Source organism: Pedobacter sp. UYP24, assembly GCF_054057295.1.
This window is the reverse complement of record NZ_JBSRZD010000008.1, coordinates 16,775-40,081: the sequence shown is the minus strand read 5'-3', so window position 1 is coordinate 40,081 and position 23,307 is coordinate 16,775. Positions and strand designations below refer to the sequence as shown.

At 37.6% G+C, this 23,307-nt stretch carries 17 protein-coding genes; 4 read left to right on the top strand and 13 right to left on the bottom strand.

Annotation, left to right across the window (positions count from 1 at the left end):
• Window positions 1–3: 3 nt before the first annotated feature.
• From ACVWYN_RS13990 to ACVWYN_RS13975, 4 genes are all read right to left on the bottom strand, one after another.
• The gene (locus ACVWYN_RS13990; RefSeq protein ID WP_457289489.1) at window positions 4–1,512 is read right to left on the bottom strand and encodes a S8 family peptidase; all 1,509 of its coding nucleotides are present in this window, start codon (window positions 1,510–1,512) and stop codon (window positions 4–6) included.
• Window positions 1,513–1,558: 46 nt separating this feature from the next.
• On the bottom strand, window positions 1,559–3,367 hold the full coding sequence (locus ACVWYN_RS13985) for a gliding motility-associated C-terminal domain-containing protein (RefSeq protein WP_457289488.1): 1,809 nt from the start codon (window positions 3,365–3,367) through the stop codon (window positions 1,559–1,561).
• 232 nt (window positions 3,368–3,599) lie between these two features.
• Window positions 3,600–3,995, bottom strand: coding sequence for a hypothetical protein (locus ACVWYN_RS13980; RefSeq protein ID WP_457289487.1), 396 nt, complete (start codon window positions 3,993–3,995; stop codon window positions 3,600–3,602).
• Between the two features lie 136 nt (window positions 3,996–4,131).
• Window positions 4,132–4,389, bottom strand: coding sequence for a hypothetical protein (locus ACVWYN_RS13975; protein WP_457289486.1), 258 nt, complete (start codon window positions 4,387–4,389; stop codon window positions 4,132–4,134).
• Between the two features lie 75 nt (window positions 4,390–4,464).
• On the opposite strand from ACVWYN_RS13975, the gene dinB reads away from it, so the two are divergent.
• A complete protein-coding gene (dinB, locus tag ACVWYN_RS13970) occupies window positions 4,465–5,523 on the top strand; it encodes a DNA polymerase IV (protein WP_457289633.1) in 1,059 nt (352 codons plus the stop codon).
• A 182-nt stretch (window positions 5,524–5,705) separates the two neighbouring features.
• Here dinB and ACVWYN_RS13965 read toward each other — a convergent pair whose 3' ends face one another.
• The 7 genes from ACVWYN_RS13965 to ACVWYN_RS13935 form a co-directional block, all read right to left on the bottom strand.
• A complete protein-coding gene (locus ACVWYN_RS13965) occupies window positions 5,706–7,481 on the bottom strand; it encodes an alpha-L-fucosidase (RefSeq protein ID WP_457289485.1) in 1,776 nt (591 codons plus the stop codon).
• Window positions 7,482–7,809: 328 nt separating this feature from the next.
• Entirely contained in the window at window positions 7,810–9,504 is a 1,695-nt protein-coding gene (locus ACVWYN_RS13960; protein ID WP_457289484.1) for a protein-disulfide reductase DsbD family protein, read from the bottom strand.
• A gap of 6 nt (window positions 9,505–9,510) precedes the next feature.
• Entirely contained in the window at window positions 9,511–9,957 is a 447-nt protein-coding gene (locus ACVWYN_RS13955; protein ID WP_457289483.1) for a protein-disulfide reductase DsbD N-terminal domain-containing protein, read from the bottom strand.
• A 117-nt stretch (window positions 9,958–10,074) separates the two neighbouring features.
• The gene (locus tag ACVWYN_RS13950; protein ID WP_457289482.1) at window positions 10,075–11,484 is read right to left on the bottom strand and encodes a TolC family protein; all 1,410 of its coding nucleotides are present in this window, start codon (window positions 11,482–11,484) and stop codon (window positions 10,075–10,077) included.
• Window positions 11,471–14,644 carry an efflux RND transporter permease subunit gene (locus ACVWYN_RS13945; protein WP_457289481.1) on the bottom strand — a complete coding sequence of 1,058 codons (3,174 nt, stop codon included), beginning with the start codon at window positions 14,642–14,644 and terminating at the stop codon, window positions 11,471–11,473. The genes ACVWYN_RS13950 and ACVWYN_RS13945 overlap by 14 nt, the downstream gene beginning before the upstream one ends.
• Window positions 14,645–14,662: 18 nt before the next feature.
• Window positions 14,663–15,850 (bottom strand): efflux RND transporter periplasmic adaptor subunit, encoded by a 1,188-nt coding sequence (locus ACVWYN_RS13940; RefSeq protein WP_457289480.1) that lies wholly within the window; start codon window positions 15,848–15,850, stop codon window positions 14,663–14,665.
• Between the two features lie 98 nt (window positions 15,851–15,948).
• Complete coding sequence (locus ACVWYN_RS13935; protein ID WP_457289479.1) at window positions 15,949–16,548, bottom strand: TetR/AcrR family transcriptional regulator; 600 nt, start codon at window positions 16,546–16,548, stop codon at window positions 15,949–15,951.
• Window positions 16,549–16,703: 155 nt separating this feature from the next.
• Here ACVWYN_RS13935 and ACVWYN_RS13930 point away from each other — a divergent pair, with 155 nt between their 5' ends.
• From ACVWYN_RS13930 to ACVWYN_RS13920, 3 genes are all read left to right on the top strand, one after another.
• The gene (locus ACVWYN_RS13930) at window positions 16,704–17,747 is read left to right on the top strand and encodes a LacI family DNA-binding transcriptional regulator (protein WP_457289478.1); all 1,044 of its coding nucleotides are present in this window, start codon (window positions 16,704–16,706) and stop codon (window positions 17,745–17,747) included.
• Window positions 17,748–17,811: 64 nt separating this feature from the next.
• Window positions 17,812–18,816, top strand: a complete 1,005-nt coding sequence (locus tag ACVWYN_RS13925) for a PfkB family carbohydrate kinase (protein ID WP_457289477.1) — start codon at window positions 17,812–17,814, stop codon at window positions 18,814–18,816.
• The gene (locus tag ACVWYN_RS13920; RefSeq protein ID WP_457289476.1) at window positions 18,813–19,463 is read left to right on the top strand and encodes a bifunctional 4-hydroxy-2-oxoglutarate aldolase/2-dehydro-3-deoxy-phosphogluconate aldolase; all 651 of its coding nucleotides are present in this window, start codon (window positions 18,813–18,815) and stop codon (window positions 19,461–19,463) included. Before ACVWYN_RS13925 ends, ACVWYN_RS13920 begins: the two co-directional genes overlap by 4 nt.
• A gap of 308 nt (window positions 19,464–19,771) precedes the next feature.
• Here the strand turns inward: ACVWYN_RS13920 and ACVWYN_RS13915 are convergent, their stop codons facing one another.
• Together ACVWYN_RS13915 and ACVWYN_RS13910 are read right to left on the bottom strand one after the other, a co-directional pair.
• A complete protein-coding gene (locus ACVWYN_RS13915) occupies window positions 19,772–21,823 on the bottom strand; it encodes an alpha-galactosidase (RefSeq protein WP_457289475.1) in 2,052 nt (683 codons plus the stop codon).
• 91 nt (window positions 21,824–21,914) lie between these two features.
• Window positions 21,915–23,288 (bottom strand): MFS transporter, encoded by a 1,374-nt coding sequence (locus ACVWYN_RS13910; protein ID WP_457289474.1) that lies wholly within the window; start codon window positions 23,286–23,288, stop codon window positions 21,915–21,917.
• Window positions 23,289–23,307 lie beyond the last annotated feature (19 nt).

Sequence of the window (23,307 nt, the reverse complement as noted above, 5' to 3'; positions counted from 1 at the left end):
CTGCTATTTATAAGTAGCAGCTAGTTTTAAAGCATCATACGCATTTACTATACCTCCTGAGACACATAAATCAGTAAACGGAACTAATTTGCCATCGGTACTACCAGGAAGTAAAACATCATGCGTAACTTTAGTTACCGATTTCATTAAGATCTCTTTAACCTGAGCGGCAGTTAGCTTTGGATAATATTCTCTAACCAGAGCTGCTACGCCAACTACTACCGGTGAAGCCATGCTAGTACCATCATGATTCTCATACTTAGATCCAGGAGTAGTAGAATTTATGGCGACACCGGGAGCAAAAAGATCGACCATTTTAGAACCATAATTGCTAAAGCTGGCAGGAAGTGCTTCGGTATCTTTAAAACTTGATGCACCTACTTCGATCCAGTTACCTTTGGCATCTCCACCGTTAAGGTATAATGCAGTTGGGAAATTATGTCCCAAATCATTATTTGAACTTTCATTTCCAGCTGCATGTACGATTAAAACATCTTTGCTAATTGCATATTTAACTGCTTTATCAACAGCTTCTTTATTAGGGGAATAACCCTTCCCGAAGCTCATATTTAATACTTTAGCGCCATTATTCACTGCATAATAAATTGCATTTGCAATATCCTTATCGCGTTCATCGCCAGTTGGCACTGCTCTAACAGGCATGATCAGTGTATGATCAGCAATACCCATAATACCAATGTTGTTGGTCCTGTCTGCAGCAATAATACCTGCAACATGGGTACCATGATCACAATCGTAAGCATCCACAGTTGGATTCCCATAGAATTTCTGATCAATGTTTTTCGGATCATCACCTACTGTATCTCTAGAATTGTAGTCCTTATTGTAATTATATTTCAATTCGTCTTCAACGTGTTTTATATCACCATTGATCCCTTTTACAACTTCTGCTACACCAGGCATTTCTTTGAGTATTTCCAGCACTATCTTCTGAACTTGTTGTTCAGACATAGTTTTAGGTTTGTAATTGGCAAAAGTTGAACTATCCGGAGCAGAATTGCCCATTGATTTAAGCATTCCATCCAAGATTGTTTTAAAGCCCGTCATATTATCACGCAGCTGGGTAGATTTTGCGATTTTCTGATCAAGAGTATCTTTTAATGGTGATTCGGGATGCGCTTTTACAATCCTTGCCAGTTCCAAATTATCATAAGTTACACTACCCTTTGCTGAACCTAAGAAATTCCAACCGTTAACATCATCAGCGTAACCATTATTGTCATCATCTTTTCCATTACCGGACTTTTCCTTTTTATTGACCCAGGCTACCTTTTTGAGGTCTTCATGTTTAAAATCCATACCGGCATCGATAACCCCAACTATTACTTGTGTTGATTTCTTTCCTTTTAGAAGTTCTGCATAAGCTTTTTCAGTACTTATTCCAAAAATGCTATCCGTCTTAAGGTCCTTATGTAGCCAGCCCGGCTGTTGTGCTGAAGCATTTAAAACTAAAAGTAATAAGAGCGTTATTAAACCATTAATCTTCTTCATATATTTTTTTGGTGTTTGATATTGTACGCTAAAAGTGTACCAATTATTATCTGATAATTGTAACACTTCCGCTAAAGGGATTACAAGCACTTGTAAGCTTTATGATATAATAATAAACACCAGCGGGCAGCTCAATACCTTTATTTTTACCTTCAAAAGTATTTGTGTTATCTGAACTCTCGTATACAGTTGAACCATAACGATTAAACACCTTAATATTTGCCGAACTATACAATTCAAGACCATTAATCACCCACTTATCATTTATTCCATCACCATTGGGTGTAAAAGAAGTTGGGATTTTGAGCGCAGCATCGCCGATGGTAATTTTGAATTCTGTTTGGCTACTTTCGCAGGCTCCGTTGGCCACAGCAGCATAAAGAGTTGTATTTCCTTTTATAATGAGCTTAAAGTCTTTGCTTTTGCTTTCTTTAACGAGGCTCCCATTTGAGTCATAAACTCTATATAGGGGTGCTACTACATCAAAATTAATAGTTATTTCTGTCGGTGAACAGATAAACTTATCTCCTATTGATGGTGTTTGCAAGGACAGGTCCACTTCAGGAATATAATATTCGTAGGTTTCATCACATGAAGCATTTCTAACCTGAAGATGATAATTACCGGAAGGGACATTACGAAGCTCTGGATCTATGGATATTTGTTGACCTGCATCATTGGTCCAACTATAGCGTATACCTGATCCTGGAACAGTTATACCCGTAATACTTCCAATATTTAAACCACAATTGTCAGGTTTAATTACCGCTGGCGTTAATAACTGAATTGGCTGGCTGCCTGACTGAATGTGAAAAGGCCCGATAGTAATGCTGCAACCAAAATCGTTAAAGAGTATCAGATCATAAAACCCCTGGCTTACGTTAGTCAGATCAAGTGTAGTAGCGACAACCTTATTATTCACGTCCACCCATTGGTAACTGGTTGCATTGGTGATAACGCCTGTAACGCTGCCATTTGGCAGTCCGCAGTCTGCAGTTTTAGTTACACTGAAATTTGTATTTGAAGTTATTTGATTCTTTAGCAGAATAGTGATTTCCGTAGATATAGACTCGCATGCTGCGGTAGACTGAACTGCTGTTAAGCGATATTTTCCGGGGGGCAGATTGTAAACATCTATAGAAGTCCCAATTAAATCGCCTTTATCATTGACCCAGCGATAGGAAACCGGTCCTGGCTCTGAAAGAACCACTTTTAACCCTGTAATTGAGCCGTCATTTGAGGTACATGAAGCATTATTTACAATTTTATCAGCCTCATATATAGTTGGTCTAAATGGTGTAGGAAGAATGGTAACTAATGCTTTATCAGATGTACATTGTGCCTCATCCGTAACGCTGATATAATATTTACCAGCAGTTAGTGCGGTAGTTGCAAAATTAGAGAGCACACGTCCGGATTCATCTTCCCATATGTATTTTATGATTGGTTTACCTGAAAAATTGTCTGCGTGAACCATTAGAGAAGATTCTCCGCATGGTATAGTAAGTGTTTGTGTTGCAGTGGTAGGTTTACTGCTCCTAACAGTGAAATTTAAAGTATAAGTATTTATCCCCAGATCTGGACTATAAATCAATTTATAGTCCCCTGGATAAAGATTAAGGGCAGACTGATCGCTGCTTATCTCTACATCAGATGAGTTTCGCCACGAAAAGGTATAAGTTGCTGGTTTTGTTAATGGTATAACCAAAGAGCCTCCTTGTGTACAATTTGCAGAAGTTATAACAACGTCTGCTTCGGAAAGAGGGCCATCAACACCTGAAACGTTAATTGAAGCATAGCTATTGAGGCTAATTATTAGGCTGATTAATAGAATGGAAAGAAGCCTCAGAATCATTTATTTAGTATAATGCTTTGAGATACAATATACGTAATTATTATAGCGAAGGGCTTTTGAAATTACATTTAAAGACCTTCGCGACTGCGTATCATTTTAAAGAAATATAGTGTAGATAGATATGTAGTTTTTTAAGCCCTCTATGTAGAGGATCCCATCGTGAATACGCTAATGTATTTAACCGGTACTTATAGCTCTCCAGCTGTAAGCGGCCTATTCCGTACGTTAGCCTTTATACTTTTGCCTTTGTCATTAACAATTTGAAAAGATATCCTCCTATTTTTGCGCCTGTTTTGCTTGAAATTAAACCAACTGCAGTTTTAGTGAGTATTCCAGAACCTTTAAAAATGGTTTTATTAAGTAGTAATGGCAGTGCAAAAGAAACTATTTTACCAGACAGCATATCATTACTGTTGAGTTTTTTAGTAGAAATTAAAGATTTCTTTTGAATTTTAGCTTTAAATAATTTGTTAACGGAAAAATCTGTTGCAATAAGTTTTGCATTAGCCAATATGTGTTCACCAGAAAGTTGTGTTTCAGATTTCAGTTCCAACTGCTTGGCTTGCAAATCCTTTAATCCATTAAATTTATATTTGTTTTTCATCCAAACAATTTTTTTTACCTTCATCAAAAATTAAGACTATGGAACATCATCAATCTGCCCAGGGAGCCCAAACGTTAATTACTTTATTATGTGTTGTAGCTGTTATTATTTTTGTTGCATTTTATCTTTCATTTATAAAAAAGAGTAAAAACTCCGGACACTAGTCTGCAGTATTGATCTCCAGAATTTCAATATGGGCACCTAACTTGTCAACAAGTTGCTGACTGATGTCGTCTTTGGTTTTCCATTTTCTTTCTGCGTCTTCAGCTTCAGAATATATGTGCCCTAAACGTTCTCCGTTTATGTAAACGATGTAATCACCTGTTTTAGGGACTTCTATCCTTACTGCATTTGGTTCTCCATCAATTTCGATAGTAAATTCGTAGGGATTTAGATCTTTTTCTTGCGTATTATCCATATTTTTTGCTCCTTGTACTTTACTAACAAAGGGTTCTAGTTATTGTTTGAAGTGAGAAAAATTATCCATATTGATATGGATGCATTTTATGCATCAGTTGAACAGCGAGATTTTCCCGAGTACCGCAATAAGCCCATTGTGGTCGGTGGATCACCGGAAAGCCGTGGCGTAGTTGCAACAGCAAGCTACGAAGCCAGGAAATTCGGTATCAAATCTGCCATGTCTTCTCGCCAGGCCTATCAGCTTTGTCCGCATGCAATTTTTGTGAGACCTCGTTTTGATGCTTACAAAGCTGTTTCCATTCATATTAGAGAAATATTTAGTCGTTACACAGATTTAATTGAACCACTCTCTCTGGATGAGGCATTTTTGGATGTAACAGCTGATAAAATGAAAATTGGCTACGCACTGGAAATAGCCAAACAAATTAAACAAGCCATTAAAGATGAATTAAACTTAACTGCCTCTGCTGGTGTTTCATCAAACAAATTCGTAGCCAAGATAGCCTCCGACATGAATAAGCCGGACGGACTCACTTTTGTTGGTCCATCCAAGATAAGCACTTTTATGGAACAATTGCCAGTAGAAAGGTTTTTTGGCGTAGGAAAAGTTACTGCTAAAAAGATGAAAAGTATGCACTTGCACACCGGCGCAGATCTAAAAAAATGGACCGAACAAGAATTAATTAATTGTTTCGGAAAATCAGGCAGCTTTTATTTTAAGATTGTAAGAGGAATTGACGAGCGGCCAGTTCGATCGAACAGAGAAGCTAAATCATTAGCTGCTGAAGACACTTTTGCACATGATCTAATATCAATTGAGGAGATGAATACTGAACTGGGAAAGTTAGCAGATAAAGTTGCTGTTAGATTGGAAAAACATCAACTGAAAGGAAGAACCTTAACACTAAAAATAAAATTCAGCGATTTTAAGCAAATTACCCGCAACTCTTCTTTCGCAAATCCTATTGGAGACTACTCCACCATTTTCGATACCGCTAAATTTTTGCTTACAAACATAGACCTGGAAGAAAAAGCGGTAAGGCTGTTGGGAATATCATTATCCAACTTTGGTGATTTACTGGAACATCACAAACAAACTAATCCACACCAACTAACACTTTTTGGCAATTAAAAAACTGTGTGTTTTCGCAGTTGACTTGAATCAACTTAGCAGCTATGTTTGTAATAAGTTTTTAGTGCTGGTTAAGGTTAATTATTTTAAATAATTGTATAACGCTCTTAAATTATTCGTATGCTCTTTATGAAAAACTAACAAAAGCCGTCTGCCTACGGCTTTTGCTATGTTTTTTCTGATTAATGAATCATTACAATTTTCTTCATATTTACTGGCGACCAATTGTTAGACTCTGCTGCTAATTTAATCATAGTTAATCCTGCTTTGGTAAATATAAACTGCCCTAGATTGACCTTTTTATAAATATTATATCCGCCTGTTTTTGGAAGTATTTTTGTTAACACCTGATTTCCAGAGCTCAATATAATAACAGAGCTTTCCGAAGCCGTCCCTACATAGGTCTCTAATGTATAAGTTCCTGGCGTTTTAACGTTGAACTGCCAGCTTGCCGAAGATCTTGCATCGGTCCAAAAACCAATATTTTGTTCTTCGCCACCCTCAGGACGCATCATTTCAGCTCCGGAAGGTGCAGCGAAATCTGCCAATCCGGGATAAAGTATGATACTTCCATCAGCTTCAGGACCTTGAATAAATGAAGTTACTTCAGGCTTTCCTTTTATAACAATCTTAATGACTGTTGCATTCTCATCAGGCGCATTTTGAGGAACATTGATTACAACATTATTGTCTTCTTTTTTAAATAAAAGAGATTTACCACCAGCCAAAAGCTGGGCAGATGAAAGCGCATTACTAAGTCCGGGAAGTAGTAATTTCCTATCCTTTGGCCAGTTAAAGACATGTAGATAAAGGGCAGTACTACCATTAGACAGAGGCTTTTCTGTTACTTTTCCCCAGGGAATTACTTTGAACGGACCTGGAATTGTTCCATAAATAGATTCACTATTAACTTTCATCCATTTTCCTATGTCTGCAAGACGTTGAATAATGGGTGCAGGAAATTTTCCAGTTGGTTCTGGACCAACGTTTAGTAAATAATTACCACCTTTTGAGGAAGCTTCTATTAGGTTACGAATAAGTTGTTTACTTGACTTCCAATTGTGATCATCAGTTTTAAATCCCCAAGTGTCATTCATGGTCATACAGGTCTCCCATAAACCTTTTATTCCAGTCGCAGGAATATACTGTTCCGGCGTAAATAAATCACCCTTAATATCGCCTCCTAACCTATCGTTCGTAATAATTTGTGGCTGTAATTTTAAAAGAGGAAGAAATTTTGCTGCACGTTCCTTTGTCATGTTTGTAGGAACATCCCACCACAATTCGGCAACGTCTCCATAATTGGTTAATATTTCACGGACTTGAGGAACAGCAACTTTGTCAATATACTCGTCCATACTTCCAACTTGATCCTTATCCCAAGATCCTCTCTCTGTTGCTCCACCTTTATTTCCCCAATCGTTAGCCTGAGAGTAATAGAAGCCTAATTTCATACCTAATTTCCTGCAAGCCTCTGCTAAAGGTTTGATTAAATCCTTGCCATAAGGTGTAGCTTTTACCACGTTCCAATCAGAAGCCTTACTATCAAACAGTGCAAATCCATCGTGGTGTTTTGTGGTAATTACAATATACTTCATACCTGCATCTTTAGCCATTTTTACCCAGGCCTCTGGATCGTATTGGGTTGGATTAAATTGCTTTGCATAATCCTTATAGGTTGATACAGGGATATTTGCATCCCGCATGATCCACTCTCCCAAACCAGGGTAATATTTACCATTGTATTTTCCCGCAGGGATGGTATACACTCCCCAATGGATAAACATACCAAAACGTGCCTTCTCCCACCAGGCTGTTCTGGATGTTTCTACTTTTGCTGGAATTGGATGCTTAAACCCAGTAGAGTCTTTCAGCGTGTTAGCAGATACCGAACCAGAGGTTACAATGACTGATAGTCCAAGTGCCAAAACTTTTAAAGACGTTTTTTTTATACTCATAAAGATTTATTTGATTGTTATTTCAAAGATAGCCTTGGCTGTAAGCCTTTTATTAACAATATTGCTAAATCATTCAGTAATTTTGGCTTGGCCCCTATAGGGATACGGCTAGTGCATGGATTCGTCCTGGCTAGTGTATTCGGTAATCATTGCTGCATCGTATGTAGATGGTTTCGGTATGGTTGGAAGGTCAATTGACCTTCCAACCATACCGAAATAACACTTTAACCATACACAAAAGATAATCGAACCCTAAACGCAGATACTACCGAAGTAGGTAGCAAAGCGAATCTCGACCGATTATTACCAGAAAACAAAAAGTATTGTTTTACTTTTTAGCAAATACGTCAAGTCCACTTTGAAGATATTGAACGTACTCAGCAACATCAAATATGGCGCCCATAGGCTTTACCATTGGTTCCAAATCCTGACTAGTTAACACATAGAATGGCTGTGAGTTTGTATTGTATCGACTTGCCTGAAAATCCCCATTCCACCAACCAAGATCATCGGTTTTATGCCTAAGGATCTTCGAATAGTGAACTTTATCAGCAGGCATTTTTATTTTGCGCTCATCTACATACAATTGAATTAATACATATTGCTTGATCAGATTGGCTACTTGTGGTTTTACCCAAACATTATCCTCCATCCTACGGCAATTTACGCATGCCCAACCCGTAAAATCTATCATTACAGGTTTATTTACCTTTTTTGCATAAGCCAAACCTTCATCCAAATCAAAGAACGGCGTAAATCCAACTGGCTTCTTAAAAACAGTATCGTATTTTACACTAGTCGGAAACCCACTGTCTTTAGCGGAAACTGGAGAATTATCATTACCGGAAAGAATAAAATCCTGTGTATTCATAGGAGGTGCAAGTCCGCTAAGTACACTTACAGGTGCGCCCCACAATCCAGGTATCATATAAATGGAAAATGCAAAAGAGAAAATTGCCAGAAAAAGCCTAGGTACAGAAACATAAGGCAAGTCGCTATCATGAGAAAACTTCAATTTACCCAACAAGTATAATCCCATAAGGAAGAAGATCACAATCCATAATACCAGGAATACCTCACGATCAAACCACTCCCAATGCCACACAAGATCTGCAGCAGAAAGGAATTTTAGTGCAAATGCAAGTTCTAAAAAACCAAGACAAACCTTTACACTGTTTAACCAGCCACCGGATTTAGGCATTGAATTTAGAAAGCCTGGAAATATAGCAGATAATGTAAAAGGTAATGCCAAAGCAAGGGCAAATCCAAACATACCAACTGCCGGACCAAGATAAGTGCCTTTTGAACTTGCCTCTACCAATAAGGTACCTATGATTGGGCCTGTACATGAGAAAGAAACTAGTGCCAGAGATGCAGCCATAAAAAATATCCCACCAAGACCTTTACTATCATCGGCTTTTTGGTCAATTTTATTGACAAAGGAACTTGGCAAGGTGATTTCAAATGCACCAAAAAACGAAATTGCGAAGGTGACCAGCACCAAGAAAAAGAAGAAGTTAAAAATACCGCTCGAACTGAATGCATTGAGTCCTGCCGATCCAAAAAGAATAGTAATCAATAAACCAAATGCAACATAGATTACAATGATTGATAATCCGTATATTAATGCCTGACCAATGCCTTTTTGCTTGCTCCCAGCCCTTTTGGTAAAATAGCTAATGGTTAGTGGCACCATTGGAAAAATACATGGCATTAAAAAAGCCAGGAAACCACCAATCAAACCAGCAATGAATGTTTGCCATAAAGTTCTTTTAGCCTCTTTGGCTATTGTAGGAGTTTTTTCAGGAACTTTTGCAGCCAAAGTAGTATCGGCAATAGCTTTAGTGGTTACCATTGTTGTTACAGCAGTATCCGCTACACTTGTATCTGGAACTATCTCCGTAAATTCCAGATCAGATACAGAAGTATCTGCCTTTTGAGCATATATTGGTATAGAACCTAAAAAAAAGAGTACTCCCAAAAGGAGCACTCTAAAAGTAACTTTATAATAATTAAAATTCATTTATGATTAGCTAACGGGGATGGAAAACTCGATAGTTTCTGGTGGCAAACATTGATGATCATCACAAACCATGAACTCAACACTTCCTTTAACTAAAGTTTTTGAAGGGCCAACTTTAACTTTTTGTTGAAAGGTAACCGTCTTTTCGAAATAACTAACATTCATATCAAAAGTCTTCTCGAACTTAACGATCGCTTTTGGCTCTACTGTCTTACCTATTAATGTATAGGCCTTAGCCAGTACAAACGAAAATGTAGTTTTTATAGGTCCGCCTTCTCCAACGTTCTGAGAATAGATATGCCATCCCTGTTCTATTGTTGCCCTAATAAATAAAGTGGCCTCAGTTTTAGATGTTCTTTTAGCAACATATCCCCATTTAACTGGTTTGAGGATTTGTCCACTAACTGACATGCTAAATAGCACTGCAAAAGCCATTAAAAACAAGTTTTTCATATTCCGTTTTCTTTATGTGTTAGCAAAACTAACGATATTCAGATGAATAAAGTTTTTTTTTGCTAACACAATTTGATGTTAAGCGCTAAACTTTACTTACAGTTTATAAATGTACAATTAGGCTCCTCCTCCTAAAGAGCGATAAAGGCGCACAGTTGCTGATAAGCGAGCTGTTTTAAGCGCTGCTAAATCTAGCTCACTTTGCAAATAATTACTTTGTGCCGTTATCACCTCCAGATAGGTTGCCATACCATTTTTAAATAGCAAACTTGCATTATTGACTGCTTTTTGTAGGGTAGAGGTTCTGTTTTGGGCGATGAAATATTGATCTTTTAGTTTCTCAATTCTAGTTAACTCATCAGAAACCTCACCTACCGCATTTAATACAGACTGCCTAAACTCCAACACAACTTTATCACGATTCAACTTCTCCACCTCATATTGGGTTTTTAATTGCCTGCGTTGAAAAATAGGCTGTACAATACCCCCTGCCACAGATCCAAAAAGTGATGCAGGGATATTAAACCAGTTACTTGCTTTTAGTGAGTTTAATCCTCCGGCAGCAGTAATGTAAAGCGAAGGATACATATTTGCCTTGGCCACACCAACCTTCGCGTTAGCTAAAATTAAGGATAATTCAGCAATTTTAACATCTGGTCTAGTACTCAGCATTTCAGTTGGAACTCCAGCTGATAAATTTTCTGGGACGTCAGTACCTGCAAGTGTTATCTGTCTTGCAATAGCAGAAGGAATTTTTCCGGTCAGGATTCTTAGCGCATTTTCCTGTATGATTATTTCCTGTTCTAGATTAGGAATAATCTGCTTAGCTACTAAAAGTTGTGCTTCAGCTTGCTGAATAGCCAGGGAAGTAACCTGGCCGGCATCAAACTGCAATTTGATCATAGAAAGTGTGCTGTCGCTCAACAAAATATTTTTCTTTGCTATCTGCATTTGTGTATCCATCATCAAAAGCTGATAATATCCCTGTGCCACTGTTGCTACAATTCTTGTTTGCACTGCTTTGCGCGCTTCTGAAGTTTGCAAATAGGATGCAAGCGCAGCTTGCTTCTGGCTTTTAATTTTAGACCAGATATCTGCCTCCCAACTAAGACCAATTTGAGCATTGAAATCTTCAATATGTGTTGTTCCAAGAAACTGACTGGAACTTAATCCATTAAGACTATTTTCAGAAGGACTGGTAGAACTTACAGAAACCTGCATTGTAACAGATGGAAGTACATTTAACTTTACCTGACTTAATAAAAGTGCTGATGCTTCAACGTTCTTAAGTGCTATTTGCAAATCATAGTTCCTCAATATTGCTGAATCAATCAGATCTCTAATTTGAGGATCTGCAATAAAATCATTGATCTTCAGCTTACCTATGCTATTACCTGATGTATCGCTCGCATTTCTAAAACTTTGCGGAGCAATGCCTGCAGGCCGTAAAACATCTTTCGATACTTTGCAACCCACTGATAATGTAATAAATATCAACAGTGTGAATAAAATATTATGCGATTTCATGAATGAGTTCTTTAACATGGTTACTTTTTTGAATGGAAGGGGAAGGTTTAGGGGTGATCTTTTCCTGCAAAAACTGGAAGATGATGAATAGTACCGGAATGATAAGCAATCCAAGAATTACTCCAGAGATCATTCCTCCTGCGGCACCAATACTAATGGAGTGGTTACCTTGTGCAGATGGACCTGTAGCATTCATCATAGGTATCAACCCTACTACGAAAGCTAAAGAGGTCATGATAATTGGGCGTAATCTGAGTTTGGCTGCCTCAAGTGCTGCAGCAACTAATGGCTGACCTGAGCGTCTTCTTTGCACAGCAAATTCAACAATAAGAATGGCATTCTTTGAAAGCAAACCAATTAACATAATAAGGGCAACCTGAACGTATATATTATTTACTATACCGGTTAAACCAATGGCAACGAATACGCCAAAAATACCTGCAGGAATTGATAGTATAACTGCCAAAGGAAGTACATAACTTTCGTATTGTGCCGCTAATAGAAAATAAATAAATACCAGACACAACAGGAATATAATGGTAGATTGACCACCAGAAGATAATTCTTCTTTTGTTTGACCAGAGAATTCCTGAACATAACCTGATGGCAGTTGTTGCGCTACTTCCTGAATGGCTTTGATGGCATCACCAGAGCTATAACCTGGTTTGGGTATGGCATTGACCTGGATTGAATTGAAGAGGTTGTATCTTGAAGCAGTTTCTGAACCATAGATGCGCTTAAGTTTTACTAACGTCTTGACGGGAACCATATCCCCTATTTTGTTCTTGACGAAAACTTTGTCAATAGCAGAAGGATCCGCCCTATCTGTTACATCTGCCTGAACGATTACACGATAATATTTACCAAATCTATTAAAATCTGAAGCCTGTGCACTACCGAAGTAAGTTTGCATGGTTTGCAATATATCTTTAACATTCACACCAAGCTGATCTGCCTTTTCATCATTTATTTCTAACTCTAACTGTGGATAATCTGCTTTGAAACTAGTGAAAGCGACAGCAATTTCAGGTCGTTTCATCAAATCGCCAATAAAGCCATTCGCAATGCCACTGAACTTATCCAGTTTACCGCCGGTCTTGTCTTGCAATACCAAATCCAAAGCTTCAACATTACTGAATCCCGGCACGGTAGGAAAACTAAAAACAAAGAAACTTCCACCGGTAATTCCCGAAAGTTCTCCACGCACTAAATCCATTATGGCATTGATATCTTTAATTTTACCTCTTTCATCTGTAGGTTTTAGCAAAACAAAACATACCGCAGAAGAGGGGCTTGTTGAGTTGGTAAGAAGGTTGAAGCCTGAGATTGCTGTTACAAATCTTGAAGCATCCATTGATTTTAGCTTCGTTTCAGCTTCCGTCATCACTGCAGATGTTCCGTTCAAGGAAGTTCCAGATGGCGTAGATACCGCAATTGCAATAAAGCCTTGATCTTCTGTTGGAATAAATCCTGCTGGCGTTGTTTTTACCATCCAGATTGTTGCCAGTGTGATAAGGGTCAATCCACCTAAACTAACCCACTTATTACGTATAAGGAACTTTAAGCTGCCAACATATCTGTTGCTTAATGAGTTAAAACTGTTATTAAATCCATTAAAAAACTTCTGAGAAAATGTTCTTTTCTGTTGGCCATTGGCATGATTATCCTTCAAAAATAAGGCTGCAAGTGCGGGACTAAGAGTTAGCGCATTAATTGCGGAAATTACAATCGCAATGGCCATTGTGAATGCAAATTGCCTGTAAAACACTCCCGTAGAGCCTTCCATAAATCCAACCGGCAGAAAAACAGCTGCCATTACCAACGTAATTGAAATGATTGCACCCGTAATTTCGTGCATTGCTTCGGCAGTGGCTAGTTTAGGTGGGAGATGTTTGTGCTCCATTTTGGCGTGAACAGCCTCCACTACTACAATTGCATCATCCACTACTATACCGATAGCCAGAACCAAGGCAAATAGTGTAAGCAGGTTAATTGAAAAACCAAATAACTGCATAAAAAAGAACGTACCCAAAATAGCAACCGGAACTGCTATTGCAGGAATCAAAGTGGACCGAAAATCTTGTAAGAATATAAATACTACAATAAACACCAGGATGAATGCTTCTATCAGGGTGTGTTTAACCTGGTCTATTGACTGATCAAGTGCAATCTTAGTACTATAAAAAATATTCTTTTTAATGCCAGGTGGAAAATCTTTGGACACCTTATCCATTAGTTTATTTATCTCAACCTGAATGTTATTTGAATTAGAACCAGCCAGTTGTATAACTCCGATAACAATTCCTTTTTTTCCATTAAGGCGCGTAACACTTGAATAAGAATATGCACCAAACTCAATGCGCGCTACGTCTTTGAGATGTAAAATAGAACCATCAGGATTAGCACGAATTGCAATATTTTCATACTCATCAGGTTTTGTCAGCTTACCCTTATATTTGATTACATATTCAAATACTTCCTTACTTTTTTCTCCAAATCTGCCGGGAGCAGCCTCAAGGCTCTTATCTTGTATGGAAGCCATAACCTCGTTAGGCGTAACTTTGTAATTAGACATCTGCGTAGGATTTAACCACACACGCATTGAATAATCTTTAACTCCTCCAAAAATACTGGCAGAGCCAACACCAGGAATTCTCTTAATCTCTGGAATGATATTTATCTGTGCATAATTGGCTACAAAAGTTTGGTCATATTTTGACTCGTCTTCTGTATACAAACCTATAGCCATAATAAAGCTATTTTGCTGTTTTGCAGTGATGATACCTTGTTGTACCACCTCTGCTGGTAGTTGACTTGTGGCTTGAGCTACACGATTTTGAACATTAACCGCAGCCTGATCTGGATCAGTACCCAATTTAAAGTAAACTGTTATGGCTAATGAGCCGTCATTACTAGCAGTAGAGCTCATGTAGCTCATGTTTTCTACTCCGTTAATAGATTCCTCTAAAGAGGGTGCGACCGAGCGTAATACTGTTTCTGCATTGGCACCAGGATAAACGGCTGTAACCAAGACTGATGGTGGCGCTATGTCTGGAAATTGTTGTAAGGGTAATTTTGTTAATCCCAGTACCCCAAGAATAACGAGTAGTATCGATATAACTGTGGCAAGTACAGGACGCTGAATGAATATCTTAAACATTTTGTAATTTTTTATTGATTAATTTAATTTGGCAACTTTTTCTGCTGGCTTGGAAGGGTTAATAACCTGTCCTTCCTGTAATCTATCCATACCGCTGATTACAATTTGATCTCCGGCTTTTAATCCATCTTTCACCAGGTAGTTACTCCCACTTTTCCCCGTTATGGTTATGGGCATTTTCTTTACTTTATTGCTGTCTGCTAAAGCAAATACAAAGACTTTATCTTGCATTTCTAATGTGGCCGATTGAGGTATAATCAGTGCATCAGTATGTATTAATCCAAGACGAATCTTACCCGTATTGCCAGATCTTAAAACTCCACTCGTATTTAAAAATGTTGCTCTCAGTGAAATTGAACCAGTATTTTTATCGAATTGCCCGTCAACCATATCAATTGTTCCTTTAAGACCATAAACTGTTTCATCTGACAAAACAAGTTCTACATGAGGAAGATTCTTTACCCTTTGCTCAACAGAATTACCTTTGTAGCTGGCATTGAAATCAATGAAATCATCTTCACCTAATGAAAAATATACGTGAACTTCGTGTGCATCAGAAAGTTGTGTTAATGGCAATACATCTGTTGAACTAACAAGACTTCCTTGCTTTTTTGGTAATCGCCCAACGTAGCCGTTAACAGGCGCTTTAATTAAAGTGTATGCTAAATTAATATTTGCAGCATCAACAGCAGCAAGAGCTTGTTCAACATGTGCTAAAGCAGCGTCATAGGTAGCTTTAGCACTTCTAAGTTGAAAGTCTGATACAACTCTACTATTAACCAGAGGTGTAAGTTTTTCTACTTCAAGTCGCGCATTAGTTTGCGCGGCTTTTGCAGATTGAAGAGATGCTTTTGCATCATTTAGGGCTGCTCTAAAAGTAGATTCATTAATTTTAAATAGTAGTTGTCCCTTTTTTACGGCTGCGCCTTCATTTACGAATACTTTTTCAAGCATTCCAGAAACCTGAGGGCGGATCTCCAAGTCTACAGTACCTTCGATTGAAGCAGGATACTCAGCATAAGTAGTCTCAGCGCTTTTATTCACTGTTACTACAGGTAATGATTGGATAACTGGTGCTGAAACCTGCATTTTATTTGGTCCTGAACAGCTAAATAATAGGAAAAAAGTAAAGCATGAAATAACTATAACAATATTATATAATTTAACACTGTTAAGTAATTGTGTGTAAGATGTTTTGTAGTTCATAATTTTAAAGATTAATTTTTATTGTAACGTGATTAAGTAATTTAACATCGTTAAGTTAAACTGGCAAAAAAAGGCTTATTAAATAAACCTTTAGATTTTTATTCGTTGATGTATTTTATAATTCCTTTTAAAGCATCTTTTAAAATGTGCTGATTCATTTCCTGACCTCTTCCTTTGTTTACCAGATTAATGGAGATGAGCCCATGAATAACGGACCAAAAAGTATAGAATTTGCGACAAACAAAATCTTCTGTTCGATTTTCCTTATTGATTAATTTTTCAATTGTGTCATAAAACATATCATCTGCTATTTCTGCTTCAGGCATGGATTTCTTCAGCTCACAACAATTCATATCTACGCCGTACATCAATTGATAAAGCTCTTTGTTTGCGAATGCAAAATCCCAGTAGGCAATCCACATGTTTTCCAACTGCATGCCTGTTTCTTCCGATTTCTTCATGGCCTGCTTTACGTCTGCAGCAAGAATTAAATAACCCTTTCTGGTCAACTCCAAAAGAATGCCTTCTTTGTTGGCAAAATATTCATAAATGATAGGCGCAGTGTATTCTATTTTATCTGCAATCTTACGCATGCTTAATGACTGCCAGCCCTCCTCTTTAACTATATCCAAAGATGCATCCAAAATATTAGTCCTGGTTTCATCTTTTAGTCGTGCAATACGTTCTTTACTTGCCATGTGATTTTTAGAGTAATAAATAATCTAACACCGTTAAGCAAAAGTAGAAACACAATTGATATAATCTATCATATATTTGTCAAATACGAAAACCGAATAGAAAAGCTTATTATTATAGGATAAATTAAAATAATTGGTTAGGATAAAAAGCTTTTATGAATAACAATATAACTCTAAAAGATATTGCTAAAGCATTAGATTTGTCTATCTCAACTATCTCTAAATCGTTAAACGACAGTTATGAGATCAGCGCGGAAACAAAAGAGAAAGTTTTAGCTTATGCTAAATCTCACCACTATTCTCCAAACCGAATGGCTAAGGGTCTTAAGGAAGGAAAGAGCAGATCAATAGGGGTTGTAGTGTGTTCTTTAGACAATAATTTTGTTTCCCAAATGTTGGATGGTATTGACAAATATAGCACAGAAAAATCCTATCAGATCATCATCATGCAGAGCAAAGAGTCTCATGAGCAAGAAAGCGCGTGTCTTTCCCTCTTATATGCCGGAGGTGTAGACGGCATTCTCATTTCACCAGCCTATGAGAATGTGGACTTAAGTTATTTGATTTCACTTCAGGATAGTGGTTTACCAATTGTATTGTTTGATAGATTAAGTGATCAAATTCAAACCCATAAGGTTGGGGCTGATAATTTCAAAGGTGCTTATGACGCAACAGTACATTTGATAAAGACCGGTCGAAATCGTATAGCTCACTTAAATACTGATACTACATTAAGCATTACAACAGAACGTCTAAATGGTTACAAAAAAGCGCTCACAGATTATGGAATTGAATTCAGACCAGAATTAGTAAGATCTTGTGATTATGCAGACACGGCAAAATTAATAACTGACCTGGAACAAGCTATTCAATATCTCATGAATCTAGATGTAAAGCCGGATGCAATATTTACAGCAACCGATCAGATAACCACCAGATGTTTGGCAATTTTGAATAGGCTAAAATATAAGATACCTGAAGATATTGCTATCATAGGTTTTACTAATACCGATCTTGCAGATGCACTAAATCCTTCATTAAGTACTGTTCATCAACCTGCTTTCGAAATTGGACAATTAGCTGCAAGCAAACTTATTTCACTTATTGAAAGCAAGTATAGCGTTACAGACTTTGAAACAATTGTGCTGGATACAATTTTAATGATAAGGGATTCTACCCGAAATCGTTTGCGTGCTTAATTGAAAGATCCTTATTAGGTTAACTATAATACATGTATAATTGCAATATTGTTTCTAACCAATTATGCAACAGGATTACAATGTATTAGTATTTGGCGAATTGCTGATAAGGCTGAGCTCGTCTGCTGAGTTTCTTAATGGGCAAAATAGCGCCTCGATTTTTCCTGGGGGATCTGAAGCTAACGTTTCAGCATCTTTAGCTCAATCTGGCAACTCTGTTTCTTATATTACAGCATGTCCAGAAAATGCCTTAGCAGATTCGGCCTTGGAAAGCTTGAAATCCTTAGGTGTAAAAACCGATAAATCAGTGATTTCTGGGACGAGATTAGGCCTATACTTTCTTTTATCGCCAAATGGTCTTACCAATGGGGAAGTTGTGTACGACAGAAAGCACTCCGCCTTCAGTATGCTTGAAGCAGGGCAGATCAACTGGGATGAAATAATGAAAGGGCATACATGGTTTCATTGGTCTGCACTGACTCCTGCGTTAAGTGCTAATCTAAGCCTTGTAATGGAAGAAGCATTGGATGCTGCAACAAGAAATGGGCTAAAAATATCTGTAGATTTAAATTATAGAAACAGGCTATGGGATTATGGCGCTACACCGAAAGAAATAATGCCTAACCTTGTTAGACACTGTAATGTGATTATGGGTAATATTTGGGCAGCCAATAAGATGCTTGGGACAAGCATAAATGAAAACCTTGACCGCCATACCAGCCCGGATATTTATTTTAGAGAGTCAATCAAAAACGCAGAGGAAATTTTCGCAAATTTTCCGGTTTGTGATCATGTTGCCAATACATTTAGGTTTATGGACAATAACACACATAATCTGTTTTATGGTGCGTACCATACGAGAAAGAACAATTACCTTTCCGCTATTTTAGAGACCAACAAGGTTATCGATAGAATTGGAAGTGGTGATGCTTTTATGGCAGGGTTACTACATGGAATTTTTAGCGGATTAAACGGAGAACAAATTATTGAAGTAGCAACAAATGCTGGGTATAATAAGCTTTTTGTGAAAGGCGACTTTGGCGACGGCAATTTTAAGAGATCATTATGAACAACACCATACTAGAACACATAGTACAAAATCCAGTTATTCCAGTCTACTATAATGACGATGAAGCCACATGTATTGATATTTTAATCAGTTGTTATCAAGGAGGAATCCGTGTATTTGAATTTACTGATCGTGGTGTCAATGCCCTAACCAACTTTAAGGCAATGCTAAATTACAGAGATAAGCATTTACCTGGTCTTATCCTTGGAATAGGCACAATCAAAACAGCAGAAAAAGCAGAGCAGTACATAAATCTTAATGCGGATTTCATTGTTAGCCCAATTGTAAAACCCGAAATTGCGGCAATTACTGCCAAGCATAACGTTTTCTGGATTCCTGGTTGCATGACTCCAACTGAGATTAGTGTCGCAGATGAACTGGGAGCTCAATTGATTAAACTATTTCCGGGAGATGTATTAGGTGCTGGTTTTCTAAAAGCCATAAAGCCTTTATTTCCATCTCTTAAATTTATGCCAACCGGAGGTGTAAGCCTTGAAGATCAGAATGTAAATAACTGGCTCAAAGCTGGTGCCACTGCACTTGGTTTGGGCTCCAAGCTTTTCGATCAACCAGCTGATGCTGTCGGATATGATTGGCTTTCTAAAAGGTGCAGAGAACTATTTAAACTTGTTAGTGACTTTAAATGATAGTCTGAGCCATTTAGTACATCTTTTAACACTTACTTTTTATTTTGCCTAAGAATAAAAACAATTAGCATTAAAGCTACTGATAAGCCGGATAAGCCAGGAAAAAAAATAAAAATATAGAGAACGCCGCAAACCAGAATAAGCGATAGTATAAACAAAATACCTTTTAAAGGAGATTCCATTTTAAAGGCAGCAATTATGGCAAATAAAAAGAATACTGCCGCTATGGTATATAAAAACATATGCAAAGATGCACTTTAAATGTTAAGTTAATGTTAAGCAAATTTAGAGTTAAAACTCAAAATTTGCTAAATTTCAATTTTCAATATGACTGCGTCAGTACCGTTTAAACGGTACTTTAAACTACCCTTTATTTTAACAACAACTTTACTAAACAACTCTACTGCTTCATACTTATCTTTGGTTAGTCCTAATTTTTTAAAAGAAACATCATAATCTTTATCCTCCTTCGAAAAATTAAATAATGCTACATAAAGAGATTTACCCACATGCTTTACAAAAATTGTATTTGAACTTGTTCCTGTGTTCCCATCAAATGGCATAAATGCTTTACCATTATGAGCTACTTCAAGCAAATCTTTATTCTGTAACAAACTTTTAGAACGTTCTTTCCAAGGTCCATCAGAAGAAAAATCATCCCCCGTAATTAGTGTACCAGTAATCAATGCAGATGCAAGCCTTGCTTTGTTCGTTCCCTCATTTTCATTACTAAACACTACGTGATCTGCATCTATGAAATTATATACATAAGTTTGCCACCATCCGTAATTGACACTATTTAATGTGAATTCAGTATCTTTTATTGTTTTCCATGCATCACATGCTATTCTTCTGGTATGGGCGTATCTTCCCGTTGCCAAACTTGGGGAGATAGCCGCATATATTAACATTTTACTATCCAGTCTGTTCACCAAATGCTCCATCCCGATGCGATAGGCCTGCATACCCGTACTTACCGATTTATCGTAAAAATTTGTGGATTCCGCTGCGGCGTGTCCAAGGAAGTCAATCTTTATCATTTTAAAGCCACATGCATTTAGTTTGTCGATAATGTAATCTATGCGCCTCAATGTACCTGGATGAGTGGGATCAAGTGCTCGCGCTCCATCAAAATCATGATAACCCACTCCTACTTTAGTCCACATTTCAGAGAATTTATAGTTACTCCCTTCCGCTTCGCGGTCATTACTGGATTTGTAGCCCCAATCCGTAAAAGGTGCCCAATAAACTCCTGGCTGTAATCCTTTCCTCTTGCAGTAATCTGCAAAGGCTTTTAATTTACCGAAATCTCCACGCATACCACCGGTAAAATTATCCCAGAATGAATCAAGATCTATATAAGCGGTTTCATCATTTCTAAATTCTGGCAGTTCAGAGGAGAAGTAGTCTACTACGTCAATTGCCTTTTGATAAGTTAACTTTTCCTGAATAACACCCCAACTATTCCAGCCAAATGGTACTGGTTTTGTCCAGCTGAAAACAAACGGTGGTTCTTGCAAACGATTTGCTTTACCATATTCCTCCAGACCCTTTCTCCAGTCTTCAAAATATCCCACAAATATCTTTGGAGATTTAATTGCACTACCTGAAATGTACCCATGAGCTATCTTATCTCTAGTATTTTCCTCACTAGTATATCCGCCAAACACATCCAGTTCTGACAATTGGTCTCCAATACCCTTGCTTCTCACTCCTGTCTTCCATACCGTATGTTCAAGAGAACCTACAATTAATCCTTTCCTGGTGTCATTGTCATACAGGGCGCCAACTTCCGAACTTGTATTTTCAATTTCTTTTGTTGTTGATTTTGCATTATACCTGACAAAAGTATCATTGTCGAACGGTGCAAAAAGGACTCGATTATCTCCTATCGCATGAAGATTCACATTGCCGGTGAAAAGCGGACTTATATTATTACTCGATATTTTGGCACCTCTTAGCACAACTTCTGAAAGGAAATATGTTTTACTTGTGTAGGTATAAAAAACTTGCTCCATTGTTGGCATACCAACTTTTGAGAGGATAAACACATACTTTCTACCTACACCAAATTGATCCTTTATAGTTAACTGATTTAGTTTAATCGATTGGTAATCTGTACTCTTTAAAATCTGGCTACCATTTAGTACTTTACTACCGGCAGCATGGATAACGATTTGTGTTCCGATTTTCACATCATACGTTCCAGATTGAAAATTGTAAACTATCGTCGAATATTTTCCAAATGGGATTGTTACCGTTTTTGCTTTATTAGTTTGCAAATTAGCACTTGCCGACTGTAAAAAGCCAAAACAAAAAACCATTACTACTTTCCAGGCTATAATTCGAAATCTCCACATATTAGATATCTTATTTTACCTTCAAAAATAAAACTAAAAATAAATGCTAAGTTGTGTGTTAACAACATTTCGTTGTGCAATGATTACACTACTACAAGTCGGTCACGAGTTTATATTTCGGAACGAGTATTTTCATTATAATCCAGGCAACAAGATAAGCAAGCGCACAAATCGTAAACATTATGGTATAGCCAGTTTCTATAGTACCTAGCGCTTTATATTTATCAAATAATGCACCACCTAACTTGGTAATAAAAACACCTCCAAGACCGCCCACCATTCCCCCAATACCAACAACAGAACCTATCGCTTTTTTGGGGAACATATCTGAAACAGTAGTAAAAAGATTGGCAGACCATGCCTGATGTGCTGATGCCCCAACTCCTATCAGGATAACAGGAAGCCAAAAACTAATATGGCCTAAAGGCTGTGCGGCAAGTACCACAAGCGGAAAAAACGCAATCATCAACATTGCTTTCATACGTCCGTCATAAGGCTCAAAACCCTTTTTAATAAAGTACATAGGAAACCATCCACCGCCAACACTTCCAAACATGGTCATGCTATAAAGTACAGCAAGCGGAAGCATTATCTGCGTATCAACCATTCCATACTGGTCTTTTAAGTAAGCAGGCAGCCAAAACAAGAAAAACCACCATATCCCATCCGTCATGAATTTCCCTACAATGAAAGCCCATGTTTGTCTATAACCTAATAATTTAATCCATGACACCTTTACATCAGCCGAAACGGGATCTTTTATTGGAACAAATTCTTCAATTCTCTCATCATTTATGTAAGCCAATTCTTCGGCTGACATTCTTTTTTGCTCTTCTGGTTTATCATAGTATTTAAACCAAAATATTAACCACAAAAACCCAATACCACCTATTATTAAAAATGCTGTTTCCCAACCCCAGTGTTTTGCTATGTACGGTACAGTTAAGGGAGCCAATACCGCACCTACGTTCGTTCCAGAATTGAATATGCCCGTTGCGAATGATCGCTCCTTTTTTGGAAAATACTCTGCTGTTGCCTTTATAGCAGCCGGAAAATTCCCTGCTTCACCAAATCCAAGAAGTGCCCTTGAGAACATAAAGCCTGCAATAGAAATTGAAATTGAGGTAATTCCCACAAACCCTAGTACCGTAGCAATTCCCTGTCCTATAGGAATAGCAAGTGCATGGACAATAGCTCCTATAGACCAGATGATAAGTGCCCAGGCATAGCCCTTTTTTGTTCCAAGCTTATCTACAATCCTTCCTGCAAAAATCATAGAAATAGCATACGTAAATTGAAATACGGAAGCTATGTTGGCATAGTCGCTATTACTCCAACCAAAAACATCCTCAAGATGAGGTTTAAGAAGACTTAATACTTGTCTGTCAAGATAATTTACAGTAGTGGCGAAAAACAGCAATGCACAAATAGTCCACCTGTATTTGGTAACTTTTTTCCCAGTCATTATATTTGGTTTGGTGTAG